The sequence below is a fragment of the Cellulomonas sp. SLBN-39 genome, assembly GCF_006715865.1.
Taxonomy (GTDB): Bacteria; Actinomycetota; Actinomycetes; order Actinomycetales; family Cellulomonadaceae; genus Cellulomonas.
In genome coordinates this window covers 2,053,214-2,073,845 of record NZ_VFOA01000001.1, presented here as the reverse complement: position 1 = coordinate 2,073,845, position 20,632 = coordinate 2,053,214, and the positions used below count along the sequence as shown (strand labels likewise).

21 protein-coding genes are annotated in these 20,632 nt (G+C 75.7%); 12 read left to right on the top strand and 9 right to left on the bottom strand.

Annotated elements, in window-relative coordinates; all coding sequences use genetic code 11:
- Positions 1-15 precede the first annotated feature (15 nt).
- Positions 16-1,386, top strand: coding sequence for a hypothetical protein (locus tag FBY24_RS09700; RefSeq protein WP_142160141.1), 1,371 nt, complete (start codon positions 16-18; stop codon positions 1,384-1,386).
- Positions 1,387-1,508: 122 nt separating this feature from the next.
- Here the strand turns inward: FBY24_RS09700 and FBY24_RS09695 are convergent, their stop codons facing one another.
- Positions 1,509-2,150, bottom strand: a complete 642-nt coding sequence (locus FBY24_RS09695; RefSeq protein ID WP_222117227.1) for a helix-turn-helix domain-containing protein — start codon at positions 2,148-2,150, stop codon at positions 1,509-1,511.
- A gap of 198 nt (positions 2,151-2,348) precedes the next feature.
- Here FBY24_RS09695 and FBY24_RS09690 point away from each other — a divergent pair, with 198 nt between their 5' ends.
- Positions 2,349-3,989 carry an NCS1 family nucleobase:cation symporter-1 gene (locus tag FBY24_RS09690; RefSeq protein WP_142160137.1) on the top strand — a complete coding sequence of 547 codons (1,641 nt, stop codon included), beginning with the start codon at positions 2,349-2,351 and terminating at the stop codon, positions 3,987-3,989.
- Between the two features lie 24 nt (positions 3,990-4,013).
- Entirely contained in the window at positions 4,014-4,796 is a 783-nt protein-coding gene (locus FBY24_RS09685; protein WP_142160135.1) for an aspartate/glutamate racemase family protein, read from the top strand.
- A 13-nt stretch (positions 4,797-4,809) separates the two neighbouring features.
- On the opposite strand, the gene FBY24_RS09680 is transcribed toward FBY24_RS09685, so the two are convergent.
- Positions 4,810-5,637, bottom strand: coding sequence for an IclR family transcriptional regulator (locus tag FBY24_RS09680; protein ID WP_142160133.1), 828 nt, complete (start codon positions 5,635-5,637; stop codon positions 4,810-4,812).
- Positions 5,638-5,793: 156 nt separating this feature from the next.
- On the opposite strand from FBY24_RS09680, the gene FBY24_RS09675 reads away from it, so the two are divergent.
- Positions 5,794-7,077 carry an MFS transporter gene (locus FBY24_RS09675; protein WP_142160131.1) on the top strand — a complete coding sequence of 428 codons (1,284 nt, stop codon included), beginning with the start codon at positions 5,794-5,796 and terminating at the stop codon, positions 7,075-7,077.
- Positions 7,078-7,111: 34 nt separating this feature from the next.
- Entirely contained in the window at positions 7,112-8,392 is a 1,281-nt protein-coding gene (locus tag FBY24_RS09670; RefSeq protein WP_142160129.1) for a glycoside hydrolase family 1 protein, read from the top strand.
- A gap of 31 nt (positions 8,393-8,423) precedes the next feature.
- Here the strand turns inward: FBY24_RS09670 and FBY24_RS09665 are convergent, their stop codons facing one another.
- Both FBY24_RS09665 and FBY24_RS09660 read right to left on the bottom strand, forming a co-directional pair.
- Complete coding sequence (locus FBY24_RS09665; protein WP_142160127.1) at positions 8,424-9,113, bottom strand: YoaK family protein; 690 nt, start codon at positions 9,111-9,113, stop codon at positions 8,424-8,426.
- A 28-nt stretch (positions 9,114-9,141) separates the two neighbouring features.
- Positions 9,142-9,600 (bottom strand): thioesterase family protein, encoded by a 459-nt coding sequence (locus FBY24_RS09660; protein ID WP_255432319.1) that lies wholly within the window; start codon positions 9,598-9,600, stop codon positions 9,142-9,144.
- 64 nt (positions 9,601-9,664) lie between these two features.
- Between FBY24_RS09660 and FBY24_RS09655 the strand changes: the two genes are divergently transcribed.
- The 5 genes from FBY24_RS09655 to FBY24_RS09635 all read left to right on the top strand — a co-directional run bounded on the left by FBY24_RS09655 (position 9,665) and on the right by FBY24_RS09635 (position 14,826).
- A complete protein-coding gene (locus FBY24_RS09655; RefSeq protein WP_142160125.1) occupies positions 9,665-10,387 on the top strand; it encodes a Sir2 family NAD-dependent protein deacetylase in 723 nt (240 codons plus the stop codon).
- Positions 10,384-10,983 carry an alpha/beta family hydrolase gene (locus FBY24_RS09650; protein WP_255432318.1) on the top strand — a complete coding sequence of 200 codons (600 nt, stop codon included), beginning with the start codon at positions 10,384-10,386 and terminating at the stop codon, positions 10,981-10,983. Before FBY24_RS09655 ends, FBY24_RS09650 begins: the two co-directional genes overlap by 4 nt.
- 69 nt (positions 10,984-11,052) lie before the next feature.
- Positions 11,053-11,862 carry a molybdate ABC transporter substrate-binding protein gene (gene modA / locus FBY24_RS09645; protein WP_222117226.1) on the top strand — a complete coding sequence of 270 codons (810 nt, stop codon included), beginning with the start codon at positions 11,053-11,055 and terminating at the stop codon, positions 11,860-11,862.
- Positions 11,863-11,884: 22 nt separating this feature from the next.
- Positions 11,885-13,966 (top strand): ABC transporter permease, encoded by a 2,082-nt coding sequence (locus tag FBY24_RS19765; RefSeq protein WP_142160123.1) that lies wholly within the window; start codon positions 11,885-11,887, stop codon positions 13,964-13,966.
- Positions 13,963-14,826: a Cof-type HAD-IIB family hydrolase gene (locus FBY24_RS09635; RefSeq protein ID WP_142160121.1), complete on the top strand. Its 864-nt coding sequence runs from the start codon at positions 13,963-13,965 to the stop codon at positions 14,824-14,826. The genes FBY24_RS19765 and FBY24_RS09635 overlap by 4 nt, the downstream gene beginning before the upstream one ends.
- Here the strand turns inward: FBY24_RS09635 and FBY24_RS09630 are convergent.
- Positions 14,823-15,803, bottom strand: coding sequence for a LysR family transcriptional regulator (locus tag FBY24_RS09630; RefSeq protein ID WP_255432317.1), 981 nt, complete (start codon positions 15,801-15,803; stop codon positions 14,823-14,825). The two genes, FBY24_RS09635 and FBY24_RS09630, sit on opposite strands and share 4 nt — an antisense overlap.
- An 81-nt stretch (positions 15,804-15,884) precedes the next feature.
- Here FBY24_RS09630 and FBY24_RS09625 point away from each other — a divergent pair, with 81 nt between their 5' ends.
- Together FBY24_RS09625 and FBY24_RS09620 are read left to right on the top strand one after the other, a co-directional pair.
- Positions 15,885-16,961, top strand: a complete 1,077-nt coding sequence (locus FBY24_RS09625; protein WP_142160119.1) for an aminotransferase class V-fold PLP-dependent enzyme — start codon at positions 15,885-15,887, stop codon at positions 16,959-16,961.
- A 37-nt stretch (positions 16,962-16,998) separates the two neighbouring features.
- Entirely contained in the window at positions 16,999-17,859 is an 861-nt protein-coding gene (locus tag FBY24_RS09620; protein ID WP_142160117.1) for an aldo/keto reductase, read from the top strand.
- A 158-nt stretch (positions 17,860-18,017) separates the two neighbouring features.
- Here the strand turns inward: FBY24_RS09620 and FBY24_RS09615 are convergent, their stop codons facing one another.
- The 4 genes from FBY24_RS09615 to FBY24_RS09600 all read right to left on the bottom strand — a co-directional run bounded on the left by FBY24_RS09615 (position 18,018) and on the right by FBY24_RS09600 (position 20,581).
- Positions 18,018-18,557, bottom strand: coding sequence for an O-acetyl-ADP-ribose deacetylase (locus FBY24_RS09615; protein ID WP_255432316.1), 540 nt, complete (start codon positions 18,555-18,557; stop codon positions 18,018-18,020).
- A 250-nt stretch (positions 18,558-18,807) separates the two neighbouring features.
- Entirely contained in the window at positions 18,808-19,245 is a 438-nt protein-coding gene (dtd, locus tag FBY24_RS09610) for a D-aminoacyl-tRNA deacylase (protein ID WP_142160115.1), read from the bottom strand.
- Complete coding sequence (locus FBY24_RS09605; RefSeq protein WP_142160113.1) at positions 19,242-20,240, bottom strand: asparaginase; 999 nt, start codon at positions 20,238-20,240, stop codon at positions 19,242-19,244. The genes dtd and FBY24_RS09605 overlap by 4 nt, the downstream gene beginning before the upstream one ends.
- On the bottom strand, positions 20,237-20,581 hold the full coding sequence (locus FBY24_RS09600; protein ID WP_142160111.1) for a DUF2516 family protein: 345 nt from the start codon (positions 20,579-20,581) through the stop codon (positions 20,237-20,239). The genes FBY24_RS09605 and FBY24_RS09600 overlap by 4 nt, the downstream gene beginning before the upstream one ends.
- Positions 20,582-20,632: the final 51 nt, after the last annotated feature.

Genomic DNA, 20,632 nt, shown 5'->3' with positions numbered 1-20,632 from the left:
CTGGCGGCGATCGTCGTGGGACCGCTCACCGCGCTGCCTGCACAAGCGGCATCGACGCCGGGTGGTCAGATCAGCCGCACCGAGATCATCCAGAGAGCCCAGTACTGGGTCGACAACCAACCGGGGGAGTACAACCAGAACGCGTCGTCTCCGGGCCCAGACGGGCGCGCCTACCGCCGCGACTGTTCGGGCTACGTCTCGCTGGCCTGGAACCTTGGTACGAGCCTCACCACGTCCGGGCTGCCTGGCGTCTCTTGGCAGCTGCCCAGCCGGTCGAGCCTCATGCCCGGCGACATCCTCAACATCGCCGGCAGGCACACCCTGCTCTTCGACCGCTGGATCGACAAGGGAGCAGGCACCTTCTACTACTACTCATTTGGAAGCACGCCGGTCAAGCACGTTTCGGGCAACCTCAACTGGGCGACGATCGATGGCGCTCCGACATCCTCCTACAAGCCACTGAGGTACAACAACGTCGTTGACGGCGGCACGTCGACGACCGGCTACCGCGGCACATTCCAGGCGAACACCGGCGACCTCTACCAGTGGGGCGACCTGGGAAATGCGAATCTTGGACAGGGAATGCGCGCCGAGACAAGCCCGGCGGTTGCCAGCCTGGCGGGCGGCGGCCAGCAGATCGCGTTCCAGGCCAACACCGGGGACCTCGTGTTCCTCGGGGACGCCGGCCGCGGCAACACCGGGCAGGGCATGAAGGCCGGCACGAGCCCCGCGATCGCGGCGTCACCCAAGGGCGGGTTCCGCATCGTCTTCCAGGCGAACACCGGGGACCTCTACCAGTACGACTCCGCGACCGGCCCGGCCAACCTGGGTCAGGGCATGAAGACTGGCACGAGCCCGTCGATCGCAGCCCTGCCGGGCGGCGGCTACCAGATCGCGTTCCAGGCCAACACCGGGGACCTCGTCTTCGTCGGTGACGCCGGTCGCGGCAACACCGGGCAGGGCATGAAGGCCGGCACGAGCCCCGCGATCGCGGCGTCACCCAAGGGCGGGTTCCGCATCGTCTTCCAGGCGAACACCGGGGACCTCTACCAGTACGACTCCACGACCGGCCCGGCCAACCTGGGTCAGGGCATGAAGGCAGGCACGAGCCCGTCGATCGCAGCCCTGCCGGACGGCGGCTACCAGATCGCGTTCCAGGCCAACACCGGAGACCTCGTCTTCGTCGGGGACGCCGGTCGCGGCAACACCGGGCAGAGCATGAAGGCCGGCACGAGCCCCGCCATCGCGGCCAGCTCCGACGGAGGCTTCCGCATCCTCTTCCAGGCCGAGAGCGGACATCTCTACCAGCACGACTCCCTCGCAGGAACGGCTGATCTGGAGCAGGGCATGAAGGCAGGAACCAGCCCGGCTCTCGCCGGTCACTGACCGCTCTGGGCGTCGCCCGCTCGCTGCTGCCCGGACCTCCGCCGCGAGGCACGGGCAGCAGCGTCGTGGCGTTGCGGCCGCATGCCGGCCGGCCGACGCCCTCACGCTCCGGGCCCCGCGGGTCAGGCCGGGGCGGGAGCGCCGGGGTGGACGATGACCCAGGTGGCGACGGTGACGTCGTCGGAGCGGTTGCTCAGGCGGTGCGGGCTGGAGCAGGCGTAGGAGATGGTGTCGCCGGGGCGCAGGACGACGCGCTCGTCGGCGAAGTCCACCGTCAGCTCGCCGCGGGTGACGGTGCCGATCTCGTACCCGCGGTGCGTGATGAGCTCGTGCTGGCGGCCGGCGACGGTGTGCGGCGGGTAGGTGGACTCGAAGAAGTCGACGTCGTGCGAGACGCCCGGTGACAGGCGGCGGAACGTGACGCCGCCCTCGAGGGTGACCTGCTCGGCCTCGACGGCGCGGCGCACGACGTAGCCGTCGGGCGCGGGGGCGGAGAGCTCGACCTGGTCGGTGCCGCCCGAGCCGAAGACGTCGACGAGCGTCGCGTCGACGGCGGTGACGAGCTCGAAGAGGCGGTTGACCGAGGGGCGCAGGACGCCGCGCTCGATCTGCGACACCGCGGACGCGGAGATGCCGAGCCGCCCGCCGACCTCGCGCAGCGTCAGCCCGCGGGCCTCGCGCAGCGCGCGCAGCCGGGCGCCGAGCACCTCGGTGTCGAAGTGCTCGAGGAGGCGTCCGGTGTCCTCGCCGGAGGTCGTCGTCACGGGCGGTCTCCGTCCTGGTCGCCAGTCCACGACCCACAGGTGAAGCAGGAAGTTCACACGCGCGAAACCGGGCACCCGTTGTGAAGTCATAGATTCACAACTGAGCCTCCGGCGTCATGCGCCTGCAGTGATCGCTTCACCGTACGTGACCCGCACCCGACCCGACCAGGGTGAACGCCTCCCCGAGCGAGGACAGCCATGACCGCACCGCAGCCCGACAGCCCGCCCACCGCCACCACCGCGACCACCGCGCCGCCCGCGCCCGCCGACGCACGACCGAACGACCTCGTCGAGGCCGCCGGCATGCCCGTCGGCGACGGCGAGGTCCGGGCGACCTACGACCCCCGCCTGACCAACGAGGACCTGGCCCCGCTGAAGAAGCAGACCTGGTCGTCGTACAACATCTTCGCGTTCTGGATGTCCGACGTGCACTCCGTCGGCGGGTACGTCACCGCCGGGTCGCTGTTCGCGCTCGGCATCGCCAGCTGGCAGGTGCTGGTCTCGCTCGTCGTCGGCATCGTGATCGTGCAGGTGTTCTGCAACCTCGTCGCCAAGCCGTCGCAGAAGACGGGCGTGCCGTACCCCGTCATCAACCGCGCCGTGTTCGGGGTGCTCGGGGCCAACGTGCCGGCGATCATCCGCGGCCTCATCGCCGTCGCCTGGTACGGCGTGCAGACGTTCCTCGCCGCCGAGTCGCTGAACATCATCTTCCTCAAGTTCGTGCCCGCCTCCCAGTCGCTGCTGGAGCCGTCGTTCCTCGGCCTGAACGCGCTCGGGTGGATCTCCTACGCGATCCTGTGGTGCGCGCAGGCCGCCCTGTTCTGGCACGGCATGGAGACGATCCGCCGGTTCATCGACTGGGCCGGGCCCGCCGTGTACGTGGTGATGATCGTCATGGCCGTCTACCTCGTCTCGGAGGCCGGCTGGTCGAACATCTCCCTCAACCTGTCCGCGGGCCCGCCCATGACGTTCGCGGCGTCGATCCCCGTGATGCTGTCCGCGATCGCGCTGGTGGTCTCGTACTTCTCCGGCCCCATGCTGAACTTCGGCGACTTCTCGCGGTACGGGCGCTCGTTCGCAGCCGTGAAGAAGGGCAACCTGCTGGGTCTGCCGATCAACTTCCTCTTCTTCTCCGTGCTGACCGTGATCTGCGCGTCCGCCACCGTCCCGGTGTTCGGCGAGCTCATCACCGACCCCATCGCGACCGTCCGGGCCATCGACACCCCGTTCGCGATCCTGCTCGGCGGCCTGACGTTCGTCACCGCGACCGTCGGCATCAACATCGTCGCCAACTTCATCTCCCCCGCGTTCGACTTCTCCAACGTCGCGCCGCAGAGGATCTCCTGGCGGGCCGGCGGCATGATCGCCGCCGTCGGGTCGGTGCTGCTGACGCCGTGGAACTGGTACGACAACGACGAGGCGATCCACTACACCCTCGGCGTGCTGGGCGCCCTCATCGGCCCGCTCTTCGGCATCCTCATCGCCGGCTACTACGTGATCGGCCGCCAGCGCGTGCACGTCGACGACATGTTCACGATGGCCCCGACCGGCCGCTACTGGTACTCGCGCGGCTACAACCGCAACGCCCTCGCCACGGTGGGGACCGCGGGCCTCGTCGCCGTCGCCACCGCCGTGCTGCCCCGCCCGCTGGCGCAGCTCGGGCTCGTCGACGTGACCTGGCTGTCGAGCTACTCGTGGTTCGTCGGCTGCGGGCTGGGCTACGCGATGTTCGTCTGGCTCGAGCGCCGCAACCCGCAGATGCCCGTGCTGGACGCCGACGACCCGCACGTGTCCGTCGGCAGCACCGACGTCCCCGCCGTCGTCAGCCAGCAGGCCTGACCCCCCCGACGACCGGAGCCCGCCGTGCACGTGCGCGTGATCAACCCCAACACCACCCGGGCGATGACCGACCTCGTCGGCCGGTCCGCCCGGGCGGTGGCGGGCCCCGGCGTCCTCGTCGACGCGGTGCAGCCGACCATGGGCCCCGCGTCGATCGAGTCGCACTACGAGGAGGTCCTCGCCGTGCCCGGCCTGCTCGAGCAGGTCGCGCTCGGCGAGGCCCAGGGGGTCGACGCCTACGTCGTCGCGTGCTTCGGCGACCCCGGCCTGGACGCGGCCCGCGAGCTCGCCCGCGGGCCCGTGCTCGGCATCGCCCAGGCCGGGTTCCACGCCGCCGCGCTGGTGGCGCGCCGGTTCAGCGTGGTCACGACCCTGAGCCGCACCGTCCCCCGCGCGCACGAGCTGCTCGACCGGTACGGGTTCACCGCCGCCTGCGCGGGCGTGCACGCCTGCGACATCCCCGTGCTGGAGCTCGACGACCCCGCCGGCGGCGCGCTGGAACGCGTGACCGCCGCGTGCGCCCGCGCCGTCGCGCAGGACGGCTCCGACGCGGTCGTGCTCGGGTGCGCCGGCATGGCCGCGTTCACCGGCACCATCGCCGACGCGATCGGCGTGCCCGTGGTCGACGGTGTCGCCGCCGCGACCACCCTGGCCACCGCCCTGCTGCGCACGGGCACCCGCCCCTCGGGCCGCGGCGAGCTGGCCCCGCCCCCGCCCAAGCCCGTCACCGGGCTCCTGCACCCGTTCCAGATCACGCGCGAGGCGTCCACGACCCGGCTGCCCGTCCCCGCGGTCCCGTCCCGCTGACACCGCGGGCCGGTCAGCCGCGCGACCAGTCCGGCGGGCGCTCCTTCTCGCCGGCCGCGACCGCGCGCGTCGCGGCCCGGGCCGCGGCACGCAGCACCGGTTCGAGACGCGGCACGGACGCCCCCTCCGCGGGCAGGACCACACCGATCGCGGCGACGACCTGACCGGTGCGGTCGCGCACCGGCACCCCGAGCGAGACGACGGGGGCGGCGGGGCGGCGCACGACGGCCAGGTCGGTGCGTCGCACCTCGGCGACCTGCGCGCGGACCTCCTCGGGCGCGGGTCGCGGGCACTCGACCGTCGGCCACCCGTAGGTGCCGCGCGCCAGCATCTCCTCGACGAGCGCCCGCGGGGCGGCCGCCAGGAGCACCTGGCCGGCGGCGGTGGGGACCAACGGCAGGTGCCCGCCCACGTGATAGTGGACGGGCAGCGGGTCGCGGCCGTCGCGCCGGTCGAGGACGAGACCCTCCTCGCCGTCGCGGACGACGAGCTGGACGTGGTGCCGGGTCACGGCGACGAGGTCGTCGAGGAGCGGGGCGACGGCACCGCGCAGCGAGACCGTGGTCTCGGCGAGCGACGCGATCTCCCACAGCCGCAGACCGATGCCGAACGTGCCGTCGCGGGCGCGGTCGAGGACGCCGAGGCCGACGAGCTGGGCGGCGAGCCGGCTGGCCGTGCTCAGCGGCAGGCCGGCGCGGGCCGCGAGCGCACCGAGCGCGAGGTGACGGTGGTCGTCGTCGAACGCCGTGAGCAGGCGCACCGCGCGCCGGAGCACGGGCTCGCCGCGGGGCGGGCGGTGGCTGCGCGGCGGCGGGAGCACCGCCGGGTCGCCGTCCGTCATCGGGCACCACCCTCCCGGGTGATCGTGGGCTCCGCTCTTCCGCTCAATGGAACCACGGCGGCCCGGACGACCGTCCGGGGTGGAGCCTCCAGGGGTCACGGCAACGACGCCGCACCGGCCCACCGTCGGGCCGGTGCCCCTGACGAAGGAGTCACCATGCACGACCTCAGCCCCGCCCCCGCGGCCGGGCCCGCCGACCTCGCCCCGCCCTCGCCCGGGCGCCGGACCGCGTTCCACCTGCTGCTCGCGCTGGCGACGTTCTCCGTCAACGCCACGCTCCTGACGGCGACGATCCTCACGCTGTCGCTGAAGTCGACGGCGATCGACGCGGGTGCGGCGACGACGATCCTGTCGGTCACCGCGAGCGTCGGCGCCGTCTTCACGATCGTCGGCTACCCGCTGATGGGCCGGCTGAGCGACCGCACCCTCGGCCGGTTCGGCCGGCGCCGCCCCTACCTGGTCGGGGGCGCCGTGGCGCTCGGGCTGGGCAGCCTGCTGCTGGTGCAGGCGGCGAGCACACCGGTCCTCGTCGTCGGGCACGCGCTGCTCAGCGTGGGGTACGTGACGTCGCTGGTCGCCGCGTCCGCACTGGTCCCGGACCAGGTGCCGGTCGAGCAGCGGGGCACCGCCTCGTCGATCGTCGGCCTGAGCACCCCCGTCGGCGCCCTGCTGGGCCTGTTCGTCGCCCAGCTCCTGGCGCCCGACCTCACGGCGATGATCCTCGTGCCCGGCGCGCTCGGCGTGGTCGGGAGCCTGGCGCTCGCGTTCGGCACGAAGGACGCCCCGCTGGCCCGCGCGCAGCGCCCGGCGTTCGCGCTGCGCGACCTCGCCGGCACCTTCTGGGTCGACCCGCGGACGGCCCCCGGCTTCGCGTGGGCGTGGCTCAGCCGCATCCTGCTGTTCCTCGGCGTCTCCGCGGTCAACGCCTACCAGGCGTTCTACCTGATCATGGTCCAGCACGTGACCCCCGCGGAGGTGGCGGGCAAGATCTTCGTCGCGACCGCCGTGGTCACCGGCACGTCGCTGGTGCTCGCGCCGGTCGCCGCGCGGGTGTCCGACCGCATCGGGCGCCGCAAGCCCTTCGTGCTGTCCGCCGCGGTCGTGTTCGCCGCCGGTCTGGCGCTGGTGACGCGTGCCGACGGGTTCGGCGAGTTCCTCGTCGCCATGGCCGTCATGGGTGCCGGCCAGGGCGTGTACCTGGCCGTCGACTTCGCCCTCGTCACGCAGGTGCTGCCCGACCCCACGAACCCCGCCAAGGACCTGGGGATCATGAACCTCGCCAACACGCTGCCCGCGTCGATCGTGCCGGCGGTGGCCCCGGCGGTCCTGGCGATCGGCGCCGGGCCCGGCGAGCAGAACTTCGCCGCGCTCTTCGGCCTCGGCGCCCTCGCGGCGCTGCTGGGTGCCGCCGCGGTGCTGCCCATCCGCGGCGTGCGCTGACCCGCCGCCCCTCCCCGACCCGGAAGGCACGACCATGACGTCCCCGCACCGCACCCCCGACACCGGCCTGTACCCCGAGACGTTCTGGTGGGGCGTCGCCGGCGCCGGGCACCAGATCGAGGGTCACGACACCACGAGCGACACGTCGTTCCTCGAGCAGGTCGAGCCGAGCGTCTTCGTCGAGCCCAGCGGTGCCGCGTGCCGGAGCTGGGAGCTGTGGGAGCAGGACCTGGACCTGGTCGCGGCGATGGGGCTGGGCGCGTACCGGTTCTCGGTCGAGTGGGCGCGGGTCGAGCCCGAGCCGGGCGTCGTCGACCCCGCCGCGCTCGACCGGTACGACGCCCTCGTCGACGGGTGCCTGGCCCGCGGCCTCACGCCCGTGGTGACCCTGAACCACTTCACGTCGCCGCGGTGGTTCGGTGCCGCGGGCGGGTGGCTGGCCACCGACGCCCCGGCCCGCTTCGCCGACCAGTGCGCCCGCGTCGTGGGGCGCCTCGGCGACCGGGTGCCGGCGTTCGTCACCCTCAACGAGCCGAACCTCGCGGCGACGCTCCTGTGGGGCGGGCTGCCGCCGTTCGTCGTCGACCTGCAGCGCCGCACCCTCGAGGCGGCGTCGGCGGCGGCCGGCGTGCCCCGGTTCCGCGCCGCGAACGTCGTGCTGCCCGAGGAGCGGGAGGCCGTCGAGGACGGCACCGCGCGCGGGCACCGCGCCGCGCGCGACGTCGTGCGCGCCCTCGCCCCGCACGCCCGCGTCGGGCTGTCGCTGGCCGTCGTCGACGACGTCGCCCTCGACGAGGAGGGGGCGGCGCTGCGGGACCGCAAGCGCGCCGAGTGCTACGCGCGGTGGTTCGACCTGGTCCGTGACGACGACTTCGTCGGGGTGCAGAACTACGAGCAGATCGCGCACGACCGCACGGGTGTCGTGCACGCGGGCGAGGGCGACGGGCCCGTCAACCAGATGGGCACGCCGCTGGTGCCCGAGTCGCTCGGCGGGGCGGTCCGGTACGTGCACGGTGCCACCGGCGTGCCCGTGCTCGTGTCCGAGCACGGCGTCGCGACGCAGGACGACACGCTGCGCGCCGGCCTGGTCGAGCCGGCGCTGGCGAGCCTGGACGCCGCGGTCCGTGACGGCGTGCCGGTGCTCGGGTACTTCCACTGGACGCTCATGGACAACTTCGAGTGGATCTTCGGCTACCGGTACCAGCTCGGGCTGCACGAGGTCGACCGGGCGACGGGGCGCCGGACGGCGAAGCCCAGCGCCGCGGTGCTCGCCCGGGCCGTGGCCCGGCGGCGGGCGGCCGCCCTCGTGCGCTGACCGGCACGACCGGCCCGCGAGCCCGCCACGGTCAGGCCGCGGCGGGCTCGCGGCGCCAGTGGCCGACGGTCGCGACGACGAGCGCGAGGACGCCCGCGACCAGCATCCCGACGCCGACACCGGCCTCGCCGCCCGCCTGGAGCAGCAGGGCGCCGACGCCGGCGCCGGCGAGGATGAGAGCGACCGCGAGCGCGCGGCGGGCCCAGTTCTCACCCGTGCCGCCGGCGAGGCGGGAGTCGGCGGCCAGGCCCGTGAGGGTCGAGGTGACGACGACCGTGGTGACGTCCTTGACGGCGATCCGGCGCGCCGCTGCGGCCTGCAGCCCCATCGCGATCGAGAGCAGCGCCGTCACCACGAAGCCCCACGCCTCACCCTCGCGCGGCGGCGCGACGACCGCGGCGACGCCGAGCAGCACCGACAGCACGCCGGTCGCGCCGAACGTCGTCGTCGACAGGTGCGTCCACCCCGGCGCGGCGCGGCGCAGGACGCGCCCGCCGATCGCGGCGCCGAGCATGAAGCCCGCCAGGGCGATGAGCGGCCCCGCCACGGGCAGGTCGTCACCGCCCGCGAGCGCCATGCCGAGGATGACGACGTTGCCGGTCATGTTCGCGGTGAAGACCCGGTCGAGGCCGAGGTAGCCGACGGCGTCGATGATCCCGGTGGTGAAGGTCAGGGCGAGCATGAGGACCAGGTGCAGGCGTGCGTTCGTCACGGCGCACATGGTCGCAGGCGCGTGTTGCGCCGGTGCGTCACCAGCCGCGCAGCTGCGGGTCCGGACCGGGGTAGGCGGCGAAGGTCGCGCGCTCCTCGTCGGTGAAGGGGCGCGGGGTGTGGGTCGCGGAGTCGAGCTGGACCATGCGGGAGCGGGCGCGCAGGCACACGGTGGCGCCGGGGGCGTCGGCGTCGAGGACCTCGTACGCGACGTCGACGGAGGACCGGCCCAGGCGCGGCACCCAGACCTCGACGACGAACGGGGTGGGGCGGAACCGCAGCGGGGCGAGGTAGTCGATCTCGTGCTTGGCCACGACGAGCAGCGACGCGGTCATGGTGCCGTTCTCGTCGACGCCCATGCGGGGGAACTGGGTGAAGCGGGCGTCGTCGAGGTACCGCAGGAACGCGGCGTTGTTGACGTGCCCGAACAGGTCGACGTCCGACCAGCGCACCTGCATGACGACGCGTCCGCGCCGCTCGACCGTCCCGTCGTCCACGTGCGCACCCTAGCCGCGTGCCGGACGGGTCTCGCGACGGGCCGGGCCGTGCGAGAGTCTGCGCATGACCCCGTCCGTGACGGTGCTGACCGGCGCCGGCATCTCGACCGACGTCGGCATCCCCGACTTCCGTGGGCCGCAGGGCACGTGGACGCTCCACCCCGAGCGCCAGGACCTGCTGGACTACCCCGTGTACATGGCCGACCCCGACGTGCGGCGCCGCTCGTGGCTGGCGCGCCTGCACTCCCCGATGTGGGACGCGCACCCGTCGGACGCGCACCGCGCGCTCGTCGAGCTCGAGAAGGCAGGGGTGCTGACGGCGCTGCTGACGCAGAACATCGACGGTCTGCACCAGGCCGCCGGCTCGTCGTCGGAGCTGGTGGTCGAGCTGCACGGGAGCCTGTTCACGACCGTGTGCACGGCGTGCGACGGCGTGTGGGCCACGCAGGCGGTGCTGGAGCGGCTGGTCGACGACCCGGACCCGCACTGCGAGCGGTGCGGCGGGATCCTCAAGACCAGCACGGTGATGTTCGGCCAGGACCTGCCGCGCGACGCCCTGGACCGGGCGGCGGAGGCGGCGTCCACGTGCGACGTGATGATCGCGGTGGGGACGTCGCTGCAGGTGCACCCGGTGGCGGGGCTGGTGCCGCTGGCGGCGCACCACGGGGCGGAGGTCGTCATCGTCAACGCCGAGCCGACGCCGTACGACGACGTGGCGGCGCGGGTGGTGCGCGAGCCGATCCAGACGAGCCTGCCGGCGCTGGTGCGCGAGCTGGTCGACGGATGAGCGTGCCGGTGCCACGGACGGGTCTGCGGGTGGTGCGTGCCGACGCCGCCCCGGTGGACGTCGCGGGGCTGCTGCTGACGCCGGGGGCGAGCGCGACCCGCGACCACAGCACCCTCGTGGCGCTGGACGCCGCGCTGGCCGCGCAGGTGCCGGTGCGGAGGGTCGACCTGCCGCGGGGCCGGGCCGCGGTCGCGCGGGTGCGGGCGGAGGCGGAGGCGTTCGCCGCCGAGCTCGGGGTGCCGACGGGGCGGCTGGTCGTGGGCGGGCGGTCGTTCGGCGGGCGGATGGCGTCGATGGCGGTCGCGGAGGGGCTGGACGTGGCGGGGCTGCTGCTGCTGTCGTACCCGCTGCACCCGCCGGGCGAGCCGGAGAAGCTGCGGACGGCGCACCTGCCCGACGTGCGGGTGCCGGTGCTGGCGGTCAGCGGGGAGCGCGACCCGTTCGGGTCGCCCACCGAGCTGGCGCACCACCTGGCGGCCCTGGGCGGGCCGTGGACGCTCGCGCTCGTGCCGGGCACGCACGCCCCGGCGGACGGGGCGGTCGTCGAGGCCGTGCGCCTGTGGTGGCCGGACCCGGCCGCAGCCGCGGCCCCGTAGCACCTGATCACCCGCACGCGCGGCGGTCGGCGCCTTGTGGTGCCGCACGCGCGCCCCTAGCCTCGGGGCGTGCCCGTCGCCCGTCCCGCCCGCACCCGGCACCTGCCCGGTGGCGCCCTCGCCACCGGCGTCGTCCTGTCCGTCGCCCTGACGGGCGGGTGCACCGCCGCGGGGGCGCACGGCACCGACGACGCCCCGGCCAGGACGCTCGTCGTGCTCGCCGCCGCGTCGCTGCGCGACGTCTTCACCGACCTCGCCGCGACCTACGAGCAGACCCACCCCGGCGTCGACGTCGTCCTGTCGTCCGCGGGCTCCGCCGACCTCGCCGACCAGGTGCTGGCCGGCGCCCCCGCGGACGTCGTCGCGCTCGCCGACGAGGCCAGCCTCGCGCGCGTCGTCGACGCCGGCGACGCCGCGGACCCCGTGCCGTTCGCCACCAACACCCTCACCGTCGTGACCCCGCCCGACGACCCCGCGGGCGTCGGGTCCTTCGCCGACCTCGCCCGCGAGGACGTCGCCGTCGTCGTCTGCGCACCGGCCGTGCCCTGCGGGGCCGCCGCCGTCGCCGTCGAGGACGCCGCGGGCGTACGCGTGCACCGGGTGGGCGAGGAGCAGTCCGTCACCGACGTCCTCGCCAAGGTCGTCGCGGGCGAGGCCGACGCGGGCCTGGTCTACGTCACCGACGCCGCGCGGGCCGGCGCCGACGTGCGCGTCGTCGACGTGCCCGAGACCGACGCGGCCGTCAACGTGTACCCCGTCGCGGTGACGACGTCGGCGCGCGACCGCGGCACCGACACCCTCGCCGCCGCGTGGGTCGACCTGCTCACCGGCCCCGACGGGCGCGCCGCGCTCACCGCCGCCGGGTTCGGCACGCCGTGACGCTCCCCGGCCGGGGTGCGTGATGCGCACGCTGCCCCGCTGGGTGCTCGTGCCCGCGGCGCTCGGGGCGCTCCTCGTCGTGCTGCCGGTGGTGGCGCTCGTGCTGCGCACCGACCCGGCCGGCGCGCTCGCCCTAGTCACCTCGCCCGCCGCGCTCGACGCGCTCGGGCTGTCGCTGGGCACCGCCGTCGTCGCGACGGTCGCGTGCGTCGCGCTCGGCGCACCGCTCGCGCTCGTGCTGGCGCGCACCCGGTTCCCCGGGCAGCGCGTCGTGCGCGCGCTCGTGCTGCTCCCCCTCGTGCTGCCCCCGGTCGTCGGCGGCCTCGCGCTGCTGCACACCTTCGGTCGTCGCGGGCTGCTCGGCACCCCGCTGGAGCTGCTGGGCGTGCAGGTGCCGTTCACCACCGTCGCCGTCGTGCTCGCGCAGACGTTCGTGGCCCTGCCGTTCCTCGTGCTCGGCCTCGAGGGTGCGCTGCGCACCCTCGACGACCGCGTCGAGGACGTCGCCGCCACCCTCGGCGCCGGCCCCACGACCGTGCTGCGCCGGGTCACCCTGCCGCGCGTGCTGCCCGGGCTCGCATCGGGCGCGGTGCTGGCGTTCGCGCGCGCGCTCGGGGAGTTCGGGGCCACGATCACGTTCGCCGGCGCCCTGCCGGGCGTCACGCAGACCCTGCCGCTGGAGATCTACCTCCAGCGCAGCGCCGACCCCGACGCGGCCGTCGCGCTCGCGGTGCTGCTCGTCGTCGTCGCGCTCGCCGTCACCGTCGGCGTGCACGCGACGGGCGCACCGGCTTCCCCCGGGCGAGGCCCTGGGCGCCACGGCGGACCGGCGGACGGTGCGGGGCCGGCGGACGGGGCAGGCGTGCGCAGGACCGACCCCGACGACGGTCCGGGCGTGGTCGCCGCGCCCGCACCCCGGCCGGACGGCACCGCGGGAGGCGTCCGACCGGCGGCTGCGCTGCGGGTCGCCGTCCGGGTGCCGGACCGCGGGCTCGACGTGACGCTCGACGTGTCGCCCGGCCAGGTCGTGGCGGTGCTCGGCGAGAACGGCGCCGGCAAGTCGACGCTGCTGGCCGCCGTCGCGGGCCTCGTGCCCGGCGAGGGGGAGGTCCGCGTCGACGGCGTCGACGTCACCCGGGCCCCGCCGCGCGACCGGCACGTCGGCTGGGTCGCCCAGCGCCCCCTGCTGCTCGAGCACCTCGCCGTGCTCGACGACGTCGCGTTCGGCCCCCGCTCGCGCGGTGCGAGCCGGCGGCGGTCCCGCGATCGCGCGGCCGTCGCGCTGGACCGCGTCGGGGCCGGGCACCTGGCGGGGCGGCGGGGGCACGCGCTGTCGGGTGGCCAGGCGCAGCGGGTCGCGCTCGCCCGCGCGCTGGCGACCGACCCGCGGGTGCTGCTGCTCGACGAGCCGTTCGCGGCCCTGGACGTCGGCGTCGCGGCGCACGCGCGCACCCTGCTGCTGGGTCTGGCGCGCGCGGAGCCGCGCACGACGCTGCTGGTCACGCACGACCTCCTGGACGTGCTGGTGCTGGCCGACCGGGTCGTGGTGCTCGCCGACGGCCGCGTCGTCGAGGACGGCCCGGTGGCCGAGGTGCTCGCCCGGCCCCGGTCGGCGTTCGCGGCCCGGCTCGCGGGCGTGCACCTGGTCACGGGCACTGTCGTGGCCTCCCCGGACGGCCACGCACGGGGCGGCGCGGCGGGCCGTGCGGCGGGCGGGGCGGCGGGCGAGGAGCACGAGGTCACCGTCGACACCGGTGCGGGCCTGGTGCTCGTCGGCACGTCGACCGAGCCGCTCGCGGTGGGTGAGCCGGCGGCGGCGGTGGTCGAGCCCCGGGCCGTGGCCGTGCACACCACGCACCCCTCCGGCAGTCCCCGCAACGTCGTGCCCGTGCGCCTCACGGGCGTCGAGCCGTCGGGCGCCCTCGTGCGGGTGCGCGGGACGGCCGCGGGCGGGGTGGTGCTCGCGGCGGACCTGACACCCCGGGCCGTCGCGGCGCTCGGCCTCACCCCCGGCACGGAGGCGTGGTTCACCGTCAAGGCCGCCGAGCTCGCGGTGCACGCGCGTCCGGCCGCCCCCGCGCCCGGTGCGACACTCGTGGGATGACCCCCGCGCCCGCCCCGGTCCTCGAGCCGCCCGTGCTCGACGTCGTCCCCGACCTCGCGCTGCTGGCGCTCGACATGGACGGCTCGCTGCTCGACGACGACAAGCGCATCCACCCCACGTTCTGGCCGCTGCTGGACGAGCTGCTGCGCCGGGGCGTGGCGGTCGTGCCGGCGTCGGGTCGCCAGTACGCGACGCTGCGCCGCGAGCTCGGGCGTGACGACCTGGTGTACGTCGCCGAGAACGGCTCGTACGTGGTGCGCGACGGGCACGCGCTCGCGGTCGACGGCCTGGCGACCGCCACGGCGCACGCCGCCGTGCAGCGGGTGCGGGACGCGGCCGACCTGGACGTCGGCACCGTGCTGTGCGGGATCGGGTCGGCGTACGTCGAGCGCACGGACGAGGCGTTCCTCGCGCAGTGCGCGCCGTACTACGCCCGGCTGGAGGTCGTCGACGACCTCCTCGCGGTCGACGACACCGTCCTCAAGGTCGCGGTGTACGACTTCGGCGGCGCCGAGGCCGGGGCCGCGACGCGCCTGGCAGACCTCGGGGACGCGGCCCGCGTGCTCGTCTCCGGCGAGCACTGGGTCGACGTGATGAGCCCGACCGCGGACAAGGGCACGGCGCTGCGGGCCGTGCAGGCCGCGCTCGGCGTGGGCCCGGAGCAGACCATGGCGTTCGGCGACTACCTCAACGACGTCGGCATGCTCGGTGCGGCGCACTGGTCGTTCGCCATGGACAACGCGCACCCGCAGGTCCGGGCGCTGGCCCGGTACGTCGCCCCCGCCAACACGGCGAACGGCGTGGTCCGCACCGTCGCGTCGGCGCTGCGGATCGACCTGGACGCGCTGGTCCGCCCCTAGACCGTGCCGAGGGCCGCCGCGGCCCGGTGCAGCGCGTCCGTGGTCGCCGCGACGGACGGCACGCGCGCAAGGTCCGGGGTGGTGGCGGCCCACACACGGCGGTCGCGGGTGCCCGCGGCGCGCCGCAGCACCACGCCGTCGGTGCGGCGGGCGGCCGGGGCGACGAGCCCGGGCAGCACCGCGACGCCGAGGCCGGCGGCGACCAGGCCGAGCACCGCCGGGTAGTCGTCGGTGGCGTGCACGACGCGCGGCTCGAAGCCGCGGGCGCGGCTCGCGTCGACGAGGTGGCCGCGGCAGCGGGGGCAGCCGGCGATCCAGTCGGCGTCGGCCAGGTCGGCGAGGTCCAGGCCAGCGACGTCGGGACCGGTCGGCGCGGCGGCGGGGTGGTCCGCGGGCAGGGCCACGTGCGTGGTGTCGACCAGCAGGGGCTCGACGTGCAGGCCCGCGAGGTCGGCCGCCCCGGCGCCGTCGTAGGTGAAGCCGAGGACGACGTCGGCGGCGCCCGAGCGCAGCAGGTCGAGCGAGGCGGGCGGCTCGGCCTCCTGGAGGGCGACGGTCAGACCGGGGTGGGCGGCGCGCAGCTGGGCGAGCGCGGGCGGCACGAGCGTGGCCGCGGCGGACGGGAAGCCGACGAGCCGCACGACGCCCGCGCGCAGCCCGGTGAGCGCGGCGACCTCCGCGTGGGCGGCGTGCAGGGCGGCGCTGACGGTCACCCCGTGCCGGGCCAGGACCCGCCCGGCCTCGGTGAGCCGCACACGCCGCCCGCCGCGGTCGAGCAGGGCCGTGCCCAGGCGGCGCTCGAGCCGGCGCACGTGCTGGCTGGCGGCGGGCTGGCTGATGCCGAGCGCGACGGCCGCCGCCGTGAGGGTGCCGTGCTCGCCGACGGCCTGCAGCAGGCGCAGCGCACCGACGTCGAGCGGCTCGCCGACGGGGACCTGGTCGGTCGTCACCGCCGGCACGTGGGCGTGTCCGGTCACCCGCCGACCATAACCGCGGGTGATGCCACCGGTGCTGAAGTGGCCGTTGTCGGATGACCGGGACGGCAGGACGATCGCTGCATGACGTCCGCCGCCACGACCGCCCGCCCCGCCACCGCCCCGCTCGACGCGCTGCGGGCGCAGTTCGTGCCGGTGCCCGGCTACCTCGACGCCGCGACCTCCGGGTTGCCGGCCCGCGGGTCGCTCGACGTCCTGCGCACCGAGCTCGACGCGTGGGCGGCCGGCGGCGCGTCGACCACCCGGTACGACGAGGCCGTCGAGGCGTCGCGCGCCGCGTACGCCCGCCTCGTCGGCGTCGACCCCGCGCTCGTGGCCGTCGGCGCGCAGACGTCCGCGATGGTCGGCCAGGTGGCCGCGTCGCTGCCCGACGGGGCCCGCGTGGTGGCCGTCGAGGGCGACTTCACGTCGGTGACCTGGCCGTTCATGACCCAGCAGGACCGCGGGGTGCAGGTCCGGCACGTGCCCCTCGACGCCCTGGCCGACGCGGTCGCCGACGGCTGCGACCTCGTGGCGTTCTCCCTCGTGCAGTCCGTCGACGGACGCGTCGCCGACGTCGACGCCGTACGCGCCGCGGCGGCGCAGGTCGGCGCCACGACGCTCGCCGACCTGACCCAGGCCGGGTGGCTGCCCGTCGACGCCGGCGCCTTCGACCTGACGGTCTGCTCGGCGTACAAGTGGCTCGCCGCCCCGCGCGGCGTCGGCTTCCTCACCGCGACGCCCGACGCGCTCGAGCGGGTCCGCCCCGGGCAGGCCGGCTGGTACGCCGGCGAGGAGCGCTGGGCGTCGACCTACGGGCCCGCCATGCACCTGGCCACCACGACGCGACGGCTCGACGTCTCCCCCGCCTGGCTGTGCTGGGCCGGTGCCGTGCCCGCGCTCGAGGCGTTCGCGGGCACCGACCCCGAGCTGGTGCGGGCCCACGACGTCGGCCTGACCGACCTGCTGTGCGACGGCCTGGACCTGCCCCGCACGGGCACGGCGTTCGTCGCGCTGCCCGACCCGGACGGCACCGTCGGCGCGGCCCTCGCCGCGGCGGGCGTGCGCGCGGCGACCCGCGGCGGCGGCGTGCGGATGGCCTTCCACGTGTGGAACAGCACGGACGACGTCGACCGCGTGCTCCGCGCCCTGCGCCCCTGAGGTGCGTCCGCCCGGGCCGGGGTGTCGGATGGGGAGCATGCACACACGCTTCGTCGCCGACCACCCCGTGAGCGCGATCGGCCTCGGCGGGATGCCCATGTCCATCGAGGGCCGCCCCGACGCCGAGCGCTCGGTCGCCACCATCCACGCCGCGCTCGACGCGGGCGTCACCCTGATCGACACCGCCGACGCCTACCACCTGCACGCCGACGAGGTCGGCCACAACGAGGAGCTCATCGCGGGCGCCCTGCGCACCTGGGGCGGCGACGCGTCGTCCGTCCTGGTCGCGACGAAGGGCGGGCACCTGCGCCCCGGCGACGGCTCCTGGACGATCGACGGCCGGCCCGAGCACCTGCGGGCGGCGGCGCAGGCGTCCGCGCGGCGGCTCGGCGTCGAGGCGATCGGCCTCTACCAGCTCCACCGCCCCGACCCGGCCGTGCCCTACGCGGACTCCGTCGGCGTGCTCGCCGAGCTGCTCGACGCCGGCACGATCCGCCTGGCCGGGATCTCCAACGCGGACCCCGACCAGATCCGCCTCGCGCAGGAGGTGCTGGGCGGGCGGCTCGCGTCCGTGCAGAACCAGTACTCGCCCGCGTTCCGCTCGTCGCAGCCCGAGCTCGACCTGTGCGCCGAGATGGGCGTCGCGTTCCTGCCGTGGAGCCCGCTCGGCGGGATCGCCCGCGCGGGCGACCTGGGCTCGCGGTTCGCCCCGTTCGCCGCCGTCGCGCAGGCCCACGGCGTCAGCCCGCAGCAGGTCGCGCTCGCGTGGGAGCTCGCGCAGGCCGACGTCGTCGTCCCCATCCCGGGCGCGTCCCGGCCTGCGTCGGTCCAGGACTCCGTCCGTGCGGCCGACCTGCTGCTCTCCCCCGAGGAGCTCGTCCACCTCGACGAGGCCTGACGACCGACGACGTCTCACGACCGACGACGTCTGACGACCGACGACGTCTGACGACCGGCGGGGCCGGTGCCCCCGGCCCCGCCGGTGCGCCCGACCCCGCCCGTCCGCGCGTCGTGGCTCGCCCGTCCCGGCTTGGGCGTCGCGGCCCGTGCGTCCCGTCAGGGCGTCGTGCGGGCGGCCGTGAACGCCGCGAGGACCGGGGGCGAGAGCAGGACGAACCGCACGAGGTCCACGGACGTCGCGCCCGGCGCCTGCGCCCAGGCCGTGACCGCGTCGAGCGCGACGCGCGCCACCTCGTCGGCCGCCCACCCGTAGACGCCCGCGCTCACCGCCGGGAAGGCGACGCTCCGTGCCCCGAGCCCGGCGGCGACGTCGAGGCTGGACGTGAAGCACGACGCGAGCAGCGCCGGGTCGGTCTGCCCGCGGTGCCGGTCCGGCCCGACCGTGTGCACCACCCACCGTGCGGGCAGGTCGAACCCGGGTGTGGCCACCGCCTGCCCGACGGGCAGACCGTCGGGGAGCACGGTGCGGCGCAGTTCCCGGCACGCGGCCAGCAGCCCCGGACCGGCGGCGGCGTGCAGGGCGCCGTCGACGCCCCCGCCGCCGAGCAGCCCGCTGTTGGCCGCGTTGACCACGACGTCGGTGGCCTCGCGGGTGAGGTCGCCCTGGACGATCTCGATCCTCAGGTCCGTCGCCATGCACCCAGGATGCCGTGCGGGAGGTGCCGGAGGTGGACGGGCCGAGACCGACAGGCGGGACCCGGGAGGCGCCGCAGGCCGTCCCCAGGCTGTGCGCGGGGCGTCCCCCGCCTGGGGACCACGCGCCACTTGTCCACAGATTCTGTCCCCATGCTGGGGAAAGGGACCCGTCATCGCAGGTCAGGGTGTGGACAAACCCTGTGGACGACTGTGGACAACCACCCGGACGGCGGACAGCCTGTGCACGGCCTCAGACGTCGGGCGTCGACTCCAGCAGGATCGTCACCGGACCGTCGTTGACCAGCTCGACCTGCATGTCCGCACCGAACCGCCCCGTGGCGACCTCCAGCCCCCGGTCGCGCAGCGCCGTGACGACCGCCTCCACCAGCGGCTCGGCCACAGCTCCCGGCGCGGCGGCGTTCCACGTGGGCCGCCGCCCCTTGCGCGTGTCCCCGTACAGCGTGAACTGGCTGACCACCAGCACGGGCGCCCCCACCTCGACCGCCGACCGCTCGTCGCGCAGGATCCGCAGCTCGGCGATCTTGCGCGCCACCAGCTCGACCTGCGCCGGCCCGTCGCCGGGCGTGACGCCCACCAGCGCGAGCAGCCCCGGCCGGTCGACCGCCCCGACGACCTCGCCGTCCACGCGCACCGCGGCGCGCGTGACCCGCTGCACCACCGCCCTCACGCGAACACCGCCCGCACGTCCCCCACCGGTCGGCCGTGCCCCAGCACCGGCGTGGCCGCCGCGTCCGCGACCGCGCCCGGGTCGACGCCCGCCACGACGAGCGCGGCACCGAGCACCGCCGGCCGCGGGCGGTCCGACCCGTCGAGCACCTTGAACGCGACCGCACCACCGTCGAGCAGGCCCGCCGCGTACACGCCGTCGGCCCCGTCCTTGGCCACGAGGCCCGGCACGGCCGTCATGAACGCGGTGGCGTCGCGGCCCGTGCCGCCGACGTGCCACGGGTGCCCGGCCATCGCCCGCGCGACCCGGGCCTCGGGCGTCGCGCCCTCGCCCGCCGCACCGGCGCCCGCGGCGGCGAGCGTCCCGAAGGCACGCGCCAGCCCCGTGAGCGTCGTCGAGAGCAGCGGCGCCCCGCACCCGTCGACCGTGGCGTGCTCGACGGGCACGCCCGTGAGGTCGACGACCGCGTCCCGCGCCGCACGCTGCAGCGGGTGCCCGGGGTCCAGGTACGACCCCGTGGGCCAGCCCGCCGCCACGCACGTCGCGAGCATGCCGGCGTGCTTGCCGGAGCAGTTCTGCGTGAGCGACGCCGCCGGGTGCCCGTCGGCCCGCCACGCCCACGCCGCGTCCGGGTCGAGCGGGCGGTCCGGCGTGTTCTGCAGGGCGTCGGCGCTCAGCCCGGCACCGGCGAGCAGGCCCCGCACGACGTCGAGGTGCCCCGGCTCGCCGGAGTGGCTCGCGCACACCAGCGCCAGGTCGGCGCCGTCGACGTCGAGCCCGTGCCGCAGCATCGCGACGGCCTGCAGCGGCTTGAGCGACGAGCGCGGCCAGATCGTCACGTCGGGGTCGCCGAGCGCGAGCCGCACCGACCCGTCCGGCGCGAGCACCACGAGGTGCCCGAGGTGCACGGACTCGACGAGGTCGCCGCGGGTCACCCGCGCGAGCGGCACCGCCGCCGTGGCGACGTCGACCTGCGCGGACGGGACCGCGCTCACCAGCCGCCCCGCTGCGGGCCCCGGCCGCCGCCCCGGCGACGCGAGTACGGCGCCACGGCCGGGCGCACGTCGACGAGGTAGACGATCGCGGCGGCCGCGGCGGCGAGCGCGAGGAAGCGGGGGAACGCCGACGGGAAGCCGGGGATCGGGATGCTGAGGAAGGACACGACGGTCGCCGCGACGAGCACCCACGTCCAGAACGTCCGCGTGCGCTTGCCGGCCGAGACGAACGCGGCGGCGGGGCGCAGCAGGCAGTCCACCAGCGCCCAGGCCGAGAGGACGAAGATCACGGCGTAGAACAGGGGCAGGAGCACCAGCTGGATGGACCCGATGAAGTTCACGCGACGAGCGTACGAGACGTGACCGACGGCGACGCGTCCGAGGCGCCCGGT

What these genes read in the sequence shown, in the direction of transcription:
- FBY24_RS09690 (WP_142160137.1), top strand. Translation starts at nt 2,349, where the DNA reads ATGACCGCACCGCAGCCCGACAGCCCGCCCACCGCCACCACCGCGACC.
- FBY24_RS09680 (WP_142160133.1), bottom strand. Translation starts at nt 5,637, where the DNA reads ATGACGGACGGCGACCCGGCGGTGCTCCCGCCGCCGCGCAGCCACCGC.
- FBY24_RS09675 (WP_142160131.1), top strand. Translation starts at nt 5,794, where the DNA reads ATGCACGACCTCAGCCCCGCCCCCGCGGCCGGGCCCGCCGACCTCGCC.
- FBY24_RS09670 (WP_142160129.1), top strand. Translation starts at nt 7,112, where the DNA reads ATGACGTCCCCGCACCGCACCCCCGACACCGGCCTGTACCCCGAGACG.
- FBY24_RS09665 (WP_142160127.1), bottom strand. Translation starts at nt 9,113, where the DNA reads ATGTGCGCCGTGACGAACGCACGCCTGCACCTGGTCCTCATGCTCGCC.
- FBY24_RS09655 (WP_142160125.1), top strand. Translation starts at nt 9,665, where the DNA reads ATGACCCCGTCCGTGACGGTGCTGACCGGCGCCGGCATCTCGACCGAC.
- FBY24_RS09650 (WP_255432318.1), top strand. Translation starts at nt 10,384, where the DNA reads ATGAGCGTGCCGGTGCCACGGACGGGTCTGCGGGTGGTGCGTGCCGAC.
- FBY24_RS19765 (WP_142160123.1), top strand. Translation starts at nt 11,885, where the DNA reads ATGCGCACGCTGCCCCGCTGGGTGCTCGTGCCCGCGGCGCTCGGGGCG.
- FBY24_RS09635 (WP_142160121.1), top strand. Translation starts at nt 13,963, where the DNA reads ATGACCCCCGCGCCCGCCCCGGTCCTCGAGCCGCCCGTGCTCGACGTC.
- FBY24_RS09625 (WP_142160119.1), top strand. Translation starts at nt 15,885, where the DNA reads ATGACGTCCGCCGCCACGACCGCCCGCCCCGCCACCGCCCCGCTCGAC.
- FBY24_RS09620 (WP_142160117.1), top strand. Translation starts at nt 16,999, where the DNA reads ATGCACACACGCTTCGTCGCCGACCACCCCGTGAGCGCGATCGGCCTC.
- FBY24_RS09615 (WP_255432316.1), bottom strand. Translation starts at nt 18,557, where the DNA reads ATGGCGACGGACCTGAGGATCGAGATCGTCCAGGGCGACCTCACCCGC.